General features: G+C 63.0%; 13 protein-coding genes. 4 read left to right on the top strand and 9 right to left on the bottom strand.

What is annotated here, in order from left to right:
* The first annotated feature begins 5 nt into the window (after positions 1 to 5).
* Complete coding sequence (locus WA950_RS19160) at positions 6 to 2,042, top strand: aldo/keto reductase (RefSeq protein ID WP_424553315.1); 2,037 nt, start codon at positions 6 to 8, stop codon at positions 2,040 to 2,042.
* 31 nt (positions 2,043 to 2,073) lie between these two features.
* Positions 2,074 to 3,138 (top strand): ABC transporter ATP-binding protein, encoded by a 1,065-nt coding sequence (locus WA950_RS19165; protein ID WP_424553602.1) that lies wholly within the window; start codon positions 2,074 to 2,076, stop codon positions 3,136 to 3,138.
* Positions 3,139 to 3,337: 199 nt separating this feature from the next.
* On the opposite strand, the gene WA950_RS19170 is transcribed toward WA950_RS19165, so the two are convergent.
* The 9 genes from WA950_RS19170 to WA950_RS19210 form a co-directional block, all read right to left on the bottom strand.
* Complete coding sequence (locus WA950_RS19170; protein ID WP_424553316.1) at positions 3,338 to 4,651, bottom strand: aspartate aminotransferase family protein; 1,314 nt, start codon at positions 4,649 to 4,651, stop codon at positions 3,338 to 3,340.
* Between the two features lie 16 nt (positions 4,652 to 4,667).
* Positions 4,668 to 5,336, bottom strand: a complete 669-nt coding sequence (locus WA950_RS19175; RefSeq protein ID WP_424553317.1) for a cysteine hydrolase family protein — start codon at positions 5,334 to 5,336, stop codon at positions 4,668 to 4,670.
* The gene (locus WA950_RS19180) at positions 5,333 to 6,361 is read right to left on the bottom strand and encodes a branched-chain amino acid ABC transporter permease (RefSeq protein WP_424553318.1); all 1,029 of its coding nucleotides are present in this window, start codon (positions 6,359 to 6,361) and stop codon (positions 5,333 to 5,335) included. The genes WA950_RS19175 and WA950_RS19180 overlap by 4 nt, the downstream gene beginning before the upstream one ends.
* Positions 6,362 to 6,374: 13 nt before the next feature.
* Complete coding sequence (locus WA950_RS19185) at positions 6,375 to 7,265, bottom strand: branched-chain amino acid ABC transporter permease (protein WP_424553319.1); 891 nt, start codon at positions 7,263 to 7,265, stop codon at positions 6,375 to 6,377.
* A gap of 2 nt (positions 7,266 to 7,267) precedes the next feature.
* Complete coding sequence (locus WA950_RS19190) at positions 7,268 to 7,975, bottom strand: ABC transporter ATP-binding protein (RefSeq protein WP_424553320.1); 708 nt, start codon at positions 7,973 to 7,975, stop codon at positions 7,268 to 7,270.
* A complete protein-coding gene (locus WA950_RS19195; protein ID WP_424553321.1) occupies positions 7,968 to 8,702 on the bottom strand; it encodes an ABC transporter ATP-binding protein in 735 nt (244 codons plus the stop codon). Before WA950_RS19195 ends, WA950_RS19190 begins: the two co-directional genes overlap by 8 nt.
* A 131-nt stretch (positions 8,703 to 8,833) precedes the next feature.
* Complete coding sequence (locus tag WA950_RS19200; RefSeq protein ID WP_424553322.1) at positions 8,834 to 10,006, bottom strand: ABC transporter substrate-binding protein; 1,173 nt, start codon at positions 10,004 to 10,006, stop codon at positions 8,834 to 8,836.
* A gap of 117 nt (positions 10,007 to 10,123) precedes the next feature.
* Positions 10,124 to 10,774 (bottom strand): isochorismatase family cysteine hydrolase, encoded by a 651-nt coding sequence (locus tag WA950_RS19205; RefSeq protein WP_424553323.1) that lies wholly within the window; start codon positions 10,772 to 10,774, stop codon positions 10,124 to 10,126.
* Positions 10,774 to 11,580 carry an N-formylglutamate amidohydrolase gene (locus WA950_RS19210; protein ID WP_424553324.1) on the bottom strand — a complete coding sequence of 269 codons (807 nt, stop codon included), beginning with the start codon at positions 11,578 to 11,580 and terminating at the stop codon, positions 10,774 to 10,776. The genes WA950_RS19205 and WA950_RS19210 overlap by 1 nt, the downstream gene beginning before the upstream one ends.
* Before the next feature lie 147 nt (positions 11,581 to 11,727).
* Between WA950_RS19210 and WA950_RS19215 the strand changes: the two genes are divergently transcribed.
* Positions 11,728 to 12,630 carry a MurR/RpiR family transcriptional regulator gene (locus WA950_RS19215; RefSeq protein WP_424553325.1) on the top strand — a complete coding sequence of 301 codons (903 nt, stop codon included), beginning with the start codon at positions 11,728 to 11,730 and terminating at the stop codon, positions 12,628 to 12,630.
* Complete coding sequence (locus WA950_RS19220; protein ID WP_424553326.1) at positions 12,620 to 13,933, top strand: glutamine synthetase; 1,314 nt, start codon at positions 12,620 to 12,622, stop codon at positions 13,931 to 13,933. The genes WA950_RS19215 and WA950_RS19220 overlap by 11 nt, the downstream gene beginning before the upstream one ends.
* The last annotated feature ends 65 nt before the right edge of the window (positions 13,934 to 13,998 follow it).

Raw genomic sequence — 13,998 nt, forward strand, 5'->3', positions numbered from 1 at the left:
CCAACATGACAAGCTTGCAGAAAATCCGCTGGGGGATCATCGGCCCCGGCAACATCGCCAAGGCCTTCGCTGCCGGTATCGCGCATTCCCAAACCGGACAGCTGGTTTCGATCGGCGCTCGCAACCCGGCCAAGCCCGGTCTTGCCGAAGCTTTCGCCGGGGCCCGCATCCACGACGGTTATGCCGCGCTGCTGAGCGACGATACGGTCGACGCTGTCTATATTTCGACCCCGCACCCGTCCCATGCCGAATGGGCGATCAAGGCGCTTGAGGCGGGCAAGCATGTTCTGGTCGAAAAACCGATGGGACTGACGGCTTTCGAAGCCGACGCGATCATGCATGTCGCACGTCGGACCGGCAAATTCCTTGGTGAAGCCTATATGTACCGGCTGCATCCGCAGATGCGGCGGCTGGTGGAGCTCGTCGCGGGCGGGGCGATCGGCGACGTGCGGATGATAAAGGCCAGCTTCGGCTTCGCCATGCCCTCGGTCCTGCCGGAACATCGCCTCTATTCCAGTGACCTCGCCGGCGGCGGTATCATGGATGTCGGCGGCTATCCGGTCTCCATGGCCAGGCTCATCGCCGGAGCGGCCGCTGGCAAGCCGTTTCTCGACCCCCAGTCGATCGCCGGCAATGCCCATCTGGGACAGACCGGGGTCGACGAGTGGGCATCCGCCATTCTGCATTTCGATAATGGCATCCTTGCCGAAGTGTCGTGCTCGGTCTCCGTCGCCCAGGATAACGTCCTGCGCATATTCGGCACCGAGGGACGCATCGAGGTGGACGACTTCTGGTTCGCGAGCGGCAAGGAAGGCGGCATCGGCGAGATCAGGATCCTGCGTCGCGATGGCAGCAGCGAAACGGTTGCCGTGGAGGAGAGGGGCTGGCTCTATGCGTTCGAGGTCGATGCAGCCGGTGCGGCCATATTTGAGGGTCGGCAGGAGTTTTCCTGGCCGGGAATGAGCTGGGCGGACAGTCTCGGTAACCTTCGTGTAATGGACAAGTGGCGCGCTGCCGCCGGGCTCGAGTTCAGTGTCGAAAAGCCTGAAAAACGCACCACGACCCTTTCCGGGCAGAAACTCGAAGTGCGTTCGGAGCGCATCGGGAAGAGAACCCTGCCTGGTCTGGAACGTCCGGCATCCGTGGTCGCGCTCGGTTTTGAGGATTTCCGGACCTTTTCCTCCGCAAGCATCCTGCTCGATGCCTTCTTCGAGCAGGGCGGCAACCTGTTCGATACCGCGTTCCATTATGCTCAGGGCATACCCGAGACGCTATTCGGCCAGTGGCAGCGCAATCGCGGGGTGCGCGAGGATATCGTCTTGATCGGTAAGGGGGCTCATACGCCGTTCTGTATCCCCGAAGCCATCGGCAAACAGTTGACCGTATCGCTTGAGCGCCTGCAAACCGACCATGTCGATGTCTACTTCATGCACCGCGACAATCCGGCCGTGCCCGTCGGAGAGTTCGTCGACGCCATGGATGCAGAAGTGCGGGCGGGGCGCATCCGGGGACCGTTCGGCGGGTCGAACTGGACCCGTGGACGCATGGAGGAGGCGATTGCCTATGCGCAAAGGAACGGCAGGCAATTGCCGGGTGTCCTGTCCAACAATTTTTCACTGGCAGAAATGCTGGTGCCGCTCTGGGAGGGCTGCGTTGCTTCCTCCGACGCGGCGTCCAGGGCTTGGCTCACTGCGCGCCAGATGCCGAATTTTGCGTGGTCGAGCCAGGGGCGCGGTTTCTTTACCGATCGCGCCGGCCGCGACAAGCGCGACAATCAGGAGCTTGTGCGCGCCTGGTATTCGAAAGGCAATTTCGAGCGGCGCGATCGCGCCATCGAACTTGCCCGGCGTCTTGGCAAGCGTCCGATCCATGTTGCGCTTGCCTATGTCCTGGCGCAGCCTTTCCCTTCATTCCCGCTGATCGGCCCGCGCACTCTGGGGGAACTCGACGACAGCCTGGAAGCCCTCGATATTGCGCTTTCGCCTGATGATCTGGATTGGCTTGCCTTTGGTGCGGCGGCGCCGGAACACAAGGCCGGATGACGGATCGCGCGTTGGACGGGAGGAGGATTTCTTGAGCGGAATTGAACTTAAATCGGTGCGCAAGTCGTTTGGGAAGCTCGATATCATCCACGGTATCGATCTTTCGATCGAACCCGGGCAGTTTTGCGTGTTCGTAGGACCTTCGGGCTGCGGGAAATCGACGTTGCTTCGCATGATTGCGGGGCTCGAGGAGATCAGCGGCGGCGAAATCCACATCGACGGCAGGATCGTGAACAATGTCGATCCCGGCGATCGCGAGATCGCGATGGTCTTCCAGTCCTATGCGCTCTATCCGCACATGACTGTCGCGCAAAACATGAGCTTCGGGCTTCGCATGGCCGGTACGGCGAAGGAAGAGGTCGCAAGGCGTGTCGACGAGGCTGCCGCCATCCTGCAGCTTCAGCCGTTTCTCGGGCGCAAGCCCGCGCAATTGTCGGGCGGTCAGCGCCAACGCGTCGCAATCGGTCGGGCGATAGTCCGAAATCCGAAGGCGTTCCTGTTCGATGAGCCGCTGTCCAATCTTGATGCCGAGCTTCGCGTCCAGATGCGCATCGAGATCGCGAAGCTTTATCGGACACTCAAGACGACGATGGTCTATGTGACCCACGATCAGGTCGAGGCAATGACCCTCGCTGACAAGATCGTGGTGCTGAGAGCAGGTCGAATCGAGCAGACCGGTTCGCCGCTGGAACTCTACAATAATCCGGACAACGTCTTCGTGGCAGGTTTCATCGGCTCGCCAAGGATCAACCTATTGGAGACAAGGGCCGATGCGCAGGGCCTGTTGACGGTCGGCGACTGCACCTTCAGGCCGGCGCTGGATGACAAGCTTCCCGAGGGAGCCAAGGTGACGGTGGGTTTGCGGTCGGAGCACCTCGAGATAGACGGCGCGGGCAAGGCGAACCTTACCATGATCATCGATGTCGTGGAAAATCTCGGTGGGGCATCGGTCTGGCATGGCTGCCTGTCGACCGGGGAAAGACTGCTGGTCGAGCGAAAGGGCGTCCAGGAAATGCAGCCTGGCGATACGGTGCGGCTCGCTTTCACTCCCGGCGACGCATTGCTGTTCGACAGCAACGGCCGGCGGCTCCGGTAGGGCTCGTTGTCTAAGAAGCTCTTCTATTGCTCTAGGGACGTTGGAAAAGCCGGTACCTGAGCCGGTGTAGCGTTAAAGGGCATCGGTCTGGTCGGGCCGATGCCCCGCCCTGGTGTACGAAAGGCTGCCGCGGCCGCGGGTGACAAAAACCGCGCCGGCGTCCGTATCTGTTCAGACCCGAGCAATCGGGTTGGACGTGCTACCAGCCTGCGAAATCGGCAAGGATGGTCTCGTCCACCCGGCCTTCGGCAACGTCGGCGAGCGCTTCGTCGAGGATGGCCACGCCCTCTCTTGCTTCGGCTTCCGTCAGTGTCAGCGGCGGGGTGAACTCCAGCACGTTGGACCGGACGCCGACATAGTAGAGGACGAGGCCGAGCTGGAAGGCGCGATAGACGGTGAGCGCTGTCTGACGCGTGGCCGGCTCGCGGCTCGAGCGATCGGTGACAAGCTCGACGCCGAGCGCGAGACCTCGGCCCCGCACATCGCCAATCAGGGCATGGCGGGCAGCAAGCCGGCCGAGCCCGTCCCGCAATACCTTGCCGCTTTTCTCCGCATTCTGGACGAGATGATCGCGTTCGATCGTCTGCAAAACGGCAAGCGCCGCTGCGGCGCAGACGGGATTGCCGTGCACGGTCTGTAGCGAGAAGGCGACGGCATGGTTGAGGATCGCTTCCGGCCCCACCACCGCCGAAATCGGCAGGCCGCCGCCGAGACCTTTGCCGAAGACGACGATGTCCGGTTCGATGCCGGAATGCTCGAAGGCGTGGAAGCGTCCGCTACGGCCAAGTCCGACCTTCACCTCGTCCGAGACGAGCAGGATGCCGTGTTTGCGGCAGAGCGTTTCCACAGCCTGGAAGTAGCCGTCCGGCGGCACCAGCATGCCGCCGTCCGACTGGATGGGCTCGATGAAGAAGGCGGCGACCTCTTGCGGCGGGACCTCGGTTGCGAAGAGGTTTTCGAGATGGGAGAGGGCGGCTTCCTTCGCAGCCTCGGGGCTGCCGGCGGCGAAGCTGTCCGGATAGGGAACGAGTGTCAGGCCTGCGGCGCGGATGCCCTGCTGAGCGGGGTGGCCGGACACCGCCATCGATCCGACGGTGCCGCCGTGATAGGCGCCGCTGAAGGCGAGGATGCGGGGCCGGCCGGTGGCGGCGACGACCATGCGGGCGACAGTCTCGTTGGCATCCGAACCGGAATGGCCGAACCAGACGCGGCCCCGGGCGCGCTCCGGCACGAGAGACAGGAGCTTTTCCGCCAGCTGCACGCAGGGTTCGTTCGCACTCGAAAGGTAGCTCGCCCCCGCCTGGTCCGACAGGGCGCGGTTGACCGCCCCGCGGACCGCCGGGTGGGAATGGCCGAGGCTTGCCGCTCCCCAGGAGGCGGCAAAGTCGAGAAGCCGCCGTCCGTCGTCGCCGGTGAGATAGGATCCGCTGCCGCCGACGGCCGCCAGCGGAAAGAACCGCAGATGCGCCATGGTGGAGACGGATCGTCCTTCGCGGGCATACAGACCGGACATGCGGCTTCTCCCGTTGCTATTTGAAGAAGCTCACCACTTCGTCGAGCGTGACGACGTGGCAATAGATCATGTTTATGATCTCGAGCTCACGCTTGTGCAGTTCGTCCGTCGCCGCCGCGCCGCAGTCGTCGACGACCACGACGCCGAAGCTTTCATCGGCAAGGCTACGCACGGTCGACGACACGCACTGGTCCGTAAAAATGCCGCAGCAGATGACGTCCTTGATGCCCATATTGTGCAGCACCAGGCGCAGGTTCGTACCGGTGAGCGCGCTGTCGGTCGTCTTGGTGATGACGATTTCGTCGGCCCGCGGCTCCAGCTCGGGCACGACCTGGCCCTCGGGCAGGTCCTTGGGCAGCAGCAGGTAGTTGAAGCCCGGCTTCTTCTGGCTCAGCGAACGGTCGCGGCCGTCCGGCTTCTGGCAGGCGATGCGGGCGTAGATCACCTCGACCTTGCGCTTGCGGCACTCTTCGATCAGGCGTGCCGTATTGGGGATCACGGTCTTGCGCATGCGCTCATAGAACGGTTGCCAGCGTGCGGTTTCCTCGGGCGTGTCCTTCGGCTCCAGATAGGTGGTCTGGATGTCGATGACGAGCAGCGCCGTCGTTTCCGGATCGAGGCGGATATCGTCCGGTTCGTCGGCATTCGCATAGTAAAAGGAGCGATAGTTGGTTTTCCAGGTCATGCGGACGTCTCCTTTTTACGACGTGTACGGGTAAGGATGTGGCCGATCTCCCGGGTCGGGAAGATGCCGCCGGGCTTCAGGATCATCACGGCGATCATGGCGAGCGCGAGCACGATCTCGGTAAGGCCGATGACCTGGCCGGCGCCGAAGGACGACGCATTGATGGCAGCCTCGGTGCTGCGCAGGCCCTCGTAGGCGACGGTGATCAGAACCGTGCCGGCGACGGCCCCGGTGACGGTGTTGGCGCCGCCGATCACCAGCATGGTGATGATGAGGAAAGTTTCCTTGAGGTAGAAGGCCTTGGGTGCGAAGGAGGTGATGAAATGACCCCACAGCGCACCGCCGATTCCGGCGATGAAGGCGGCAAGGATGAAGGCCTTCCAGCGCAGGCGGGGGATGTTGGCCCCGAGCGCCGCCGCCGCGACCTCGTCCTCGCGCGAGGCGCGCAGCAGTTTGCCGGTTCGCGATTCCTTGAAGAGCAGCGCAACGACCACGACGATGGCCGCGACAATGGCTGCAATCGGCATCCCGGTCGTTTTCGGCAGGCCGAACAGTGTGCGCGGCCCGTTGGTGAGGGCGCTCCAGTTGTTCATGACCGTGTAGAGCACGACGAGCAGCGCGAAGGAGGTGATGACGGCGGCCGCATCAGAAAGCCGCATCAGCGGGTAGGCCACGACGGCGGCAACGGCTGCGGCGACGAAGCCTGCCGCCAGCATGGCCAGCAGCGGCGAGACTTCGACCGCCGTCATGAATTCGTAGAGGTCCGGCAGCGCCATGCCCTTCATCTGCGCCGGAATTGTCAGCACGGCGGAGGTATAGGCGCCCAGCCCCATGAAGCCGATATGGGCAAAGGACAACAGTCCCGAATTGCCCATGAAGATCTGCAATCCGACGACGAGCACAAGCGAGATGAGCAGGTTGGTGGCAATGCGGTCGTAGAGCCGGATGCCCAGCATCTGGCTACCGACGCCGATGACGAGGATGACGCCGATAAGGATGAGCGCGGTGAGATAGGAATGTTTCATGGTCGCTCTCTCCTCAGGTCCGTTGACCGCTTGCCGGGCCCTTGATGAGGCCGTCCGGCCGCCAGAGCAGGATCAGGATGACGAGGCTGAAGGTGAAGGCGTCGCGGAACTTCAGAAGGTCCTGCGACAGGGTGTAGTTGAGGGTCGTGTCGATCAATGCCAGCAGGAAGCCGCCGACAACGGCGCCCGGCAGGCTGCGCATGCCGCCTATGACGGTGGCGATGAAGGCAATGAGCAGCGGCTCCAGGCCGATACCCGGAACGACGGTGCCGCTGCGGCCGATCCACAGGATGCCGACGACCCCGGCCAGGAAGCCGGAAAGCGCGAATGCCGAGGAAATGATCAGGTTTGCCGGAACGCCGAGCATGCGCGCCATGGTGAAGTTCGTTGCGGCCGCGCGCATGGCGATGCCGAGCGTCGTCTTGCGCATCAGGAAGGCGACGGCTGCGAGCAGTACGATCGACGCCGCGATGGTGATCAGGTTGCGGACCGGCGTGATGGCGCCGCCGATGGAGACGGTCTGGGAGAATATCTCCGGCAGCGGCACGTTGCGCGGGCGCGGCGAGATCAGCAGCAGCGCCGCATTCTGCAACAGGTTCGAGAAGGCGAAGGAGGTGATCAGCACCGCCGTCACCGACTTGGCCCGCACGGGGCGGAAGGCGACATAGTCGGTGAGGATGCCGAAAAGGATCGCCATGCCAACGGCCAGCACAGCCATGATGATCCATGGCAGGCCGGAGCCGCTGGAAAGGAACATCGTGTAGCCGACGACCATGATGAGCTCGCCATAGGCGAAGTTCACCAGCCGCAGAATGCCGTAGATGATGACGAGGCCAAGTGCCATGAGGGCATAGGCGCCGCCAAGGCTGAGTACGTCGATGACGAACTGGATCGCGAAAGCCATGATCAGCCTCCCAGATAGTGTGCGCTGAGATCGCTGGTCGCGCGGATCTCGTCGGCAGTGCCGGACGTGACGATGGCGCCGAGCCGCATGACATAGGCGCGGTCGGCGACGGCGAGCGCCTGGTTCACGTTCTGCTCGACGAGCAGGATGGTGAGGCCTGATTTCTTTAGCGTTTCGATCATTTCGAAGATGCGCTCGACGATGGCAGGCGCAAGGCCGAGCGACGGCTCGTCGAGCAGGAGAACGGTCGGGCGGGACATCAGCGCACGGGCAATGACAAGCATCTGCTGCTCGCCGCCGGAAAGGGTTCCTGCGGCTTGCCTGGAGCGTTCGGCAAGACGCGGAAACAGCGTATGGAGGCGCTCAAGATTTTCGCGGTTGCCGGCATGGTCGCGGCGATGGATGTAGGCGCCGAGCATGAGGTTTTCGGTGACGGTGAGGTCCGGGAAAACGTCGCGGGTTTCGGGCACGGTCGCAAGGCCCGCGCGCACCACCTGTTCAGGGCTGGCCGCCGTGATGTCTTTGCCTTCAAGCAGAATCTCGCCGCCGGAGGCCTTCAGCGCGCCGGCGATGCATTTGATGGTCGAGGACTTGCCGGCGCCATTGGCGCCGAGAAGGCTGACCAGTTCGCCCTTGCCGAGCGAGAAGCTGATGCCGCGCACCGCGCGGATCGTGCCGTAGCTGACGGAGAGGTCGCGTATCTCAAGCATGGGTCGCCGCCTTTCCGAGATAAGCCTCGATCACGGCCGGATGACTGCGCACGTGGCTGGCGTCTCCCTCCGCGATGGTGCGGCCCGAGGCGAGCACATGCAGCCGGTGGCACAGGCGCATGATCAGGCCCATGTCGTGGTCGATGATGATGAGACCGAGCCCGCGCTTTTTCGGCAGGTCGGAGAGCGTATGCAGCAATGTCTCGGTCTCGGCGTCGTTCATGCCTGCCGCCGGCTCGTCAAGCAGCAGGAAGCGCGGTTCGGCGGCCAGCGCCCGGGCGATTTCCACACGGCGCTTGTCGCCGTAGCTGAGGCTGTCGCCGAGCTCGTCCGCCTTGGCGGCAAGGCCGAGTTCCGCGAGCAGGGTCCTGGCGCGTTCGGTGGCGACAGCGCGCGATACACCCTTGGCAAGGGCCGCGGCTTCGACATTCTCGAGCACCGTCATCGTGTTGAACAGGCGGACGATCTGGAAGGATCGGCTAATGCCCTCAAGCGCGATCTGGCGTGGCGAAAGGCCTGAAATGGTCGTGCCGCCGGCCGTGATCGTGCCGGTGGCTAGCTTCACCTGTCCGGTGATGGCGTTGATGAGAGTCGTCTTGCCGGAACCGTTCGGCCCGATGAGGCCGACGACCTCCCCGGTGGCGACGGACAGAGACACATGGTCGAGGGCGCGGAGGCCGGTGAATTCCACCGACACGTCGTTTACCGCGAGAATCGCTTCAGGCATGGCTTTTCCGAAAATGATAGATCGGCGACTGCAGCGCCCCGCGTCATTGACGACGCACAAGAGCGCTGCAGTATATCCAGGTTGCGCATATCCGCTGCGAGACAGGCGCAAGACCGTCCCTATGGACGATCTCAGGGCTTCGGCAGGGATTCCGGCTTGCGCCAACCGACGAAGGTCGGCTTGCCGCCCTTGAGCTCGATGAGTGCCGCGGCCTTGTTCGGCACGTGGCCTTCTTCGGCCGTGCCGTAGTCGAGGTCACCCGTCAGAAGCTTGAACTGGCCGTCTTCCAGCGCCTTGGCAAGGGCGGCGCCATCGGTCGAGCCTGCTGCCTTGATCGCTTCGGCGAGCATCATGATCGTATCCCAGCCCGTCGAGACGAAGGACGTGTCCGGTGCCGAGCCGTGCATCTGGGTGTAAAGCTCGATGAACTTCGGCATGTCCGGGTGCGATTCCGGGCCCATCCAGGTATGGGTGACGAAATAGACGTTATTGCCGAACTTTTCGCCGAGTGCCTCATGCATCGCCGGATCGTCATAGGCGTCGCCGCCGAGGATCGGGGCATCGTAACCCACCTCGCGCAGGGCGCGGATGATCACGCCGATATCCGTGCCGTAGGACGACAGGAAGATCACGTCCGGCTTCTTGCCGAGCGCCTGCAGGCGCGCGAGCTGGGCCGAGAAGTTGTTGTCACCGTTCGTGTAGGTGTCTTCGAGAAGGATCTCGCCGCCATCCGCCTTGAACTGTTCAACGAAGTACTTGGAAAGCGACTTGGTGTAGGCGATGAACTGGTCGGTGACGACATAGGCCGTCTTCCAGCCGCGCTCCTTGAAGGCGTAGTCGGCAGCGGTCGCGCCCATCGTGGTGTTCCACATGGAAAGCGTGAACTGCTTGTCGCCGAGCGACCAGGAGGAGTAGAGCGGATCGGAAGCGCAGGTCGAGATGCCGACGATGCCGGCCGATTGCGCCTCGCGGCTTGCCGGCGAACCGAAGTCGAAGTCGCACGGCGCGACGATGACCTGGGCACCCTTGTCGATCAGTTCGACCGCGACGTTGCCGACCGTCACGGGATCGGACTTGCCGTCGATGTTGATGAACTCGATCTGTTTGCCGAGCACCCCACCATTGTCGTTGAGATATTTCACGGCGACCTGCGCGCCGTTGTAGCCGGGCGTGTCGAGCGGGGCCTGGATGCCCGTCATCGACAGTGCGCCGCCGATCACGATCTTGTCGTCGGCGGCCACGGCAGCGGTGGAGGCGAGCGCGAAACTCGCTGCCGCCAGAAGCAGTTTGGAAGTCTTCATCATGGTCGTTCCCCTTTTTTTGCCTTTTCGGCAGTGAATTGATCAGCGGTCCGGCTATCTTGTTTTGTTGTGCGGACCGCTTTCGAATGCTCCTCGTTTCCGTTGCCCGGTCGGGGCTTTTTACTGGCCGATTTCCTTCAAGAGATCGTCGGTCGAAATCTGCCGGCAATAGCCCTTGATCGCGCTCAGCGAGGTCTTGTGGCGTTCCTCGGAATAGGTGCCGCAGGCGTCCGGCACAAGCGTCACCAGGTAGTTGAGGTCGCAGGCATCACGGATCGCCGATTCCACGCACTGGTCGGTGAGCAGTCCACAAAGCACAAGTTGCTTCACACCGAGATTGCGCAGCGTGTAGTCGATATGGGTGGACACGAAGACGCTGGATGAGCTTTTCGGGAAGACGATTTCGTCTTCCAGCGGTTCCAGCTCGTCGATCACCTTGCCGTCCCACGAACCTTTCGGCACGTTGAAGCCGGTGATCTTGTAGTCGAGGCTCCGGTCGCGGCCGTCCTTGGTCAGGCTCTCGATCGTCGTGTGCAGCACTTCAATGCCGGCCTTTCGGAAGCCGGCAAGCAGGCGCTGCATGTTCGGAATAGCAACCTCGTGGATGCGCTTGAAATAATAGCCGTATTTGCCCTCGATCTCCGCGTCGGAAACGTCCTTGAACTCGCCGCCCTCCCGGCGCACGGAAAAATTCTGCACGTCGATGAAGAGGATCGCGGAAGCGGCCGGATCGAGCAGTATTTCGCGGGTGGTGAGATGATCAGCAGCCATCAGGCGTTTCCTTCGAGGTTGTCGGCCGCAAGGCGGAGGGCGGGGGCAAGACGGTCGGCCCATTCCTCCTGTCCGCGAGCATTGGTGATGAGGTCGTTGCGCACTTCGATGAGCACATGCGCGATCCCGCGCCGCTCGCCGTGCACCGGGATGGTGAAATCGGAGACGTCGTCGACGTGATACGGCGCGTTGAGCTTGACGGTGACGTCCGGATTGGCGGCGCGGAAAGCCTTCGCCAGTTGTTCGGCGAGGCGGGCGTCGCGATTGTAGAGTAGGCCGAGTTCGAAATCGCGCACGGCGCCGGTTGCCCGCATGACCGGCGTAAAGCTGTGCACGGAGACGAGGAAGAGCGGTTTTCCGCGCGCCTGGCGCTGGTCGAGTGCCGTGGCAATCGCCTCATGCAGCGGCTGGTGGATTTCCACATAGCGACGGGAGCGATCGCGGTCGGCGATGTCGGCATTGGCCGGCACGACCGTGCCGTCGCTTTGCGTGACGATGCAGTCCTTCGCTTCCAGGGGGCGGTTGCAGTCAATGACCAGGCGGCTGTAGCGTTGAAGGATGAGAGCGGCGTCGAGGCGTTCGGCAAGGCCGCGCGCCACGCCCTCGGCGCCGACGTCATAGGCGATGTGGCGGTCCATTTCCCCGGCGGCAATGCCGAGATCGCCGAGGGCAGCCGGAATGGCGCGGCCGGCATGTTCGCAGGTCAGGAAGATCGTCGAACCGCTGGCGGCGTTGATCCATTCCACCGGCTCCGGGTCGCCCGTCTGCAGCAATCTAGTCGTGTCGCGGTCTGCGAACCTGAGCATGAGGTGGGATCCGTTATGTGCCCGATGATGCGGGTTTCCATGGAAGGCAGTCAAAGAAATTTTTCGATCATAGTCAATCGTGTTTTTCCATTTGACTAATTTTTTTCATGGAGCAAGTATTCGTGCCAACCAAGGGAACAAACGCCAATGAGCGAAGGGAAATCGTCGACGACGATCCGCACGCGGATCCGTGACGCCGCAACGCAGCTGACTGCCAGCGAGCGTAAGATCGCGAACGCTATTCTTGCTGATTACCCCTTCACCGGACTGGAGAGTATCCAGGAACTGGCGGCGAAGACCGGTGTCAGTGCGCCATCCATCACCCGCTTTGTCAGCAAGATCGGCTGCAGCGGCTTTCAGGACCTGCAACGCCAGCTGATCGCGGAGCTGAAGGAGGGGCAGCGCTCGCCGCTCGATCTAAAAACCAGCCAGAAGCCGGTCGGCCATTCGGAATTCCTGTCGGAATATGTCGCCCGCGTGTCGGCGGTCATGCAGGAAATGACGGCGACGGTGTCGCAGGCACAGTTCGATATTCTCGCCGACCTGCTTGCCGATCCCTCGCGCAACATCTTCCTGCTCGGCGGCCGGATCAGCAACAATGTCGCGTCCTTCCTGTCGATCCACCTGCGGCAGATTCGCAGCGGCATCTACCATGTGGCTGACAATCCGGAATTCTGGCCGGAGCATGTGCTGCGCATGCGCAAGAAGGATGTCGTGCTGCTCTTCGACTTCCGGCGCTACCAGCTCAGCCTCGCGCGCCTTGCCGAGACGATTGCCGAAAAACGTGGGGCGACGATCGTCGTTGTTACCGACAAGTGGATGTCGCCGGCCGCCCGCAGCGCCGACCATATCGTCGCGCTGCCGATCGATGCAGGCACGGCCTGGGACACGGTGGCGGCCGCGATGGCGCTCGTCGAGGCGCTGATTGTGCGCGTCTCCGAGGCCGATTGGGACGCAACACAGAAACGCATCAAGGATTGGGACGGCATCCGCTTCGAGATGCCGGGATATGACCAGGACAAGCTTAACGGGGACGTCGATGAAACGTGAAGAAATGATGGTCGCCTGCTGCGGCGACCTTTCGGGCAAGGTGCGCGGCAAGGCATTTCCGCTGGTGCAGATGGAAAAGCGCCTGAAGCGCGGCGTGGGCTGGACGCCAACCAATGTGCAGATCACCTGCTTCGACGTGATCGCCGAAAGCCCATTCGGCTCGCTCGGCGACCTCGTGCTCATCCCCGATCCGGTAACCAGCGTCAGCATCGAGAGCGAGGAGGGGGCTCCGAACGAGAACTTCGTCCTCGGCAACATTCGCTATACCGACGGCCGGCCGTGGGAATTCTGCACGCGCTCGATCCTCGAAGCGGCGCTTGAGCGCCTGCAAAGGGTGGCCGGCGTGACGCTCTACGGCGCCTTCGAGCACGAATTCCAGATCAAGCACCTCGTCTCCGATGTCGGAAAGGCGTTCACGCTCGGCGGCTTCCAGGAGGAGCGGCACTTCTGCGAGGCGATCATCGCCGCCATGCGGGCAGCGGGCGTGACGCCGGATACCATTCTCAAGGAGTTCGGTGCCGGCCAGTTCGAGGTCACGATGGGGCCGCAGAAGGGCGTCACCGTTGCCGACCATTCGCTGATCACCCGTGAGCTTGTCGGCCTCGTCGCGCGCGAGCTTGGCTATGATCCGACCTTCACGCCTATCCGCGATCCGGCCGGGGTCGGCAACGGCGTGCATGTGCATATCAGCATGCTGGATGCGGCCGGCAATCCGGTCACCTACGATCCGGACGGCAAGCATGAGCTTTCCGACGTCGCCGGAAAATTCGTAGCGGGCATCCTGAAATATCTCGACTCGATCATCGCGATTACCGCGCCAAGCGTCGTCTCCTACCTGCGGCTGACCCCGCATCGCTGGAGCGCTGCCTTCAACAATCTCGGCTTCCGCGACCGTGAGGCTTCCGTGCGCATCTGCCCGGTCTCTGACATCAGCGACATTGCACGCGCCGCCCAGTTCAACTTCGAATTCCGCGCCGCCGATGGTGCCGCCAATCCGCACCTTGCTCTCGCCGCCATCGTTCATGCAGGCGTGCAGGGCATCGAGGAGGGGCTGGCGGTGCCGGAAGCAACCCAGGAGGACCTATCGCTCCTCAACGTGGAAGCGCTCGCCGCGCGCGGCTATGTCCGCCTGCCGCAGACGCTTGAAGCGGCACTCCAGCGCTTCAAGGGCAATGCGACGGTCTGCGGCTGGTTTCCGGAAGGCTTCGCCGACGTCTACGTCAAACACAAGGAAGGCGAGATCGCCCTCCTTGCCGGCAAGACGCCAGCCGAGATCTGCGCAGCCTACGAGGCCGCCTACTGACGCGATCCAGCGAGCGAAAGGCGGCGTGTCCTTCGGCCTGGCGCCGCGCGCACGCTCAGCGATCG

It is taken from the genome of Shinella sp. (assembly GCF_049651085.1).
GTDB lineage: Bacteria > Pseudomonadota > Alphaproteobacteria > Rhizobiales > Rhizobiaceae > Shinella.

Bases quoted from the DNA above. Each gene is read 5' to 3' on its own strand.
- WA950_RS19210 (WP_424553324.1), bottom strand. From the start codon at position 11,580: ATGCTCAGGTTCGCAGACCGCGACACGACTAGATTGCTGCAGACGGGC.
- WA950_RS19200 (WP_424553322.1), bottom strand. From the start codon at position 10,006: ATGATGAAGACTTCCAAACTGCTTCTGGCGGCAGCGAGTTTCGCGCTC.
- WA950_RS19195 (WP_424553321.1), bottom strand. From the start codon at position 8,702: ATGCCTGAAGCGATTCTCGCGGTAAACGACGTGTCGGTGGAATTCACC.
- WA950_RS19180 (WP_424553318.1), bottom strand. From the start codon at position 6,361: ATGAAACATTCCTATCTCACCGCGCTCATCCTTATCGGCGTCATCCTC.
- WA950_RS19185 (WP_424553319.1), bottom strand. From the start codon at position 7,265: ATGGCTTTCGCGATCCAGTTCGTCATCGACGTACTCAGCCTTGGCGGC.
- WA950_RS19220 (WP_424553326.1), top strand. From the start codon at position 12,620: ATGAAACGTGAAGAAATGATGGTCGCCTGCTGCGGCGACCTTTCGGGC.
- WA950_RS19160 (WP_424553315.1), top strand. From the start codon at position 6: ATGACAAGCTTGCAGAAAATCCGCTGGGGGATCATCGGCCCCGGCAAC.
- WA950_RS19170 (WP_424553316.1), bottom strand. From the start codon at position 4,651: ATGTCCGGTCTGTATGCCCGCGAAGGACGATCCGTCTCCACCATGGCG.
- WA950_RS19205 (WP_424553323.1), bottom strand. From the start codon at position 10,774: ATGGCTGCTGATCATCTCACCACCCGCGAAATACTGCTCGATCCGGCC.
- WA950_RS19215 (WP_424553325.1), top strand. From the start codon at position 11,728: ATGAGCGAAGGGAAATCGTCGACGACGATCCGCACGCGGATCCGTGAC.
- WA950_RS19190 (WP_424553320.1), bottom strand. From the start codon at position 7,975: ATGCTTGAGATACGCGACCTCTCCGTCAGCTACGGCACGATCCGCGCG.
- WA950_RS19175 (WP_424553317.1), bottom strand. From the start codon at position 5,336: ATGACCTGGAAAACCAACTATCGCTCCTTTTACTATGCGAATGCCGAC.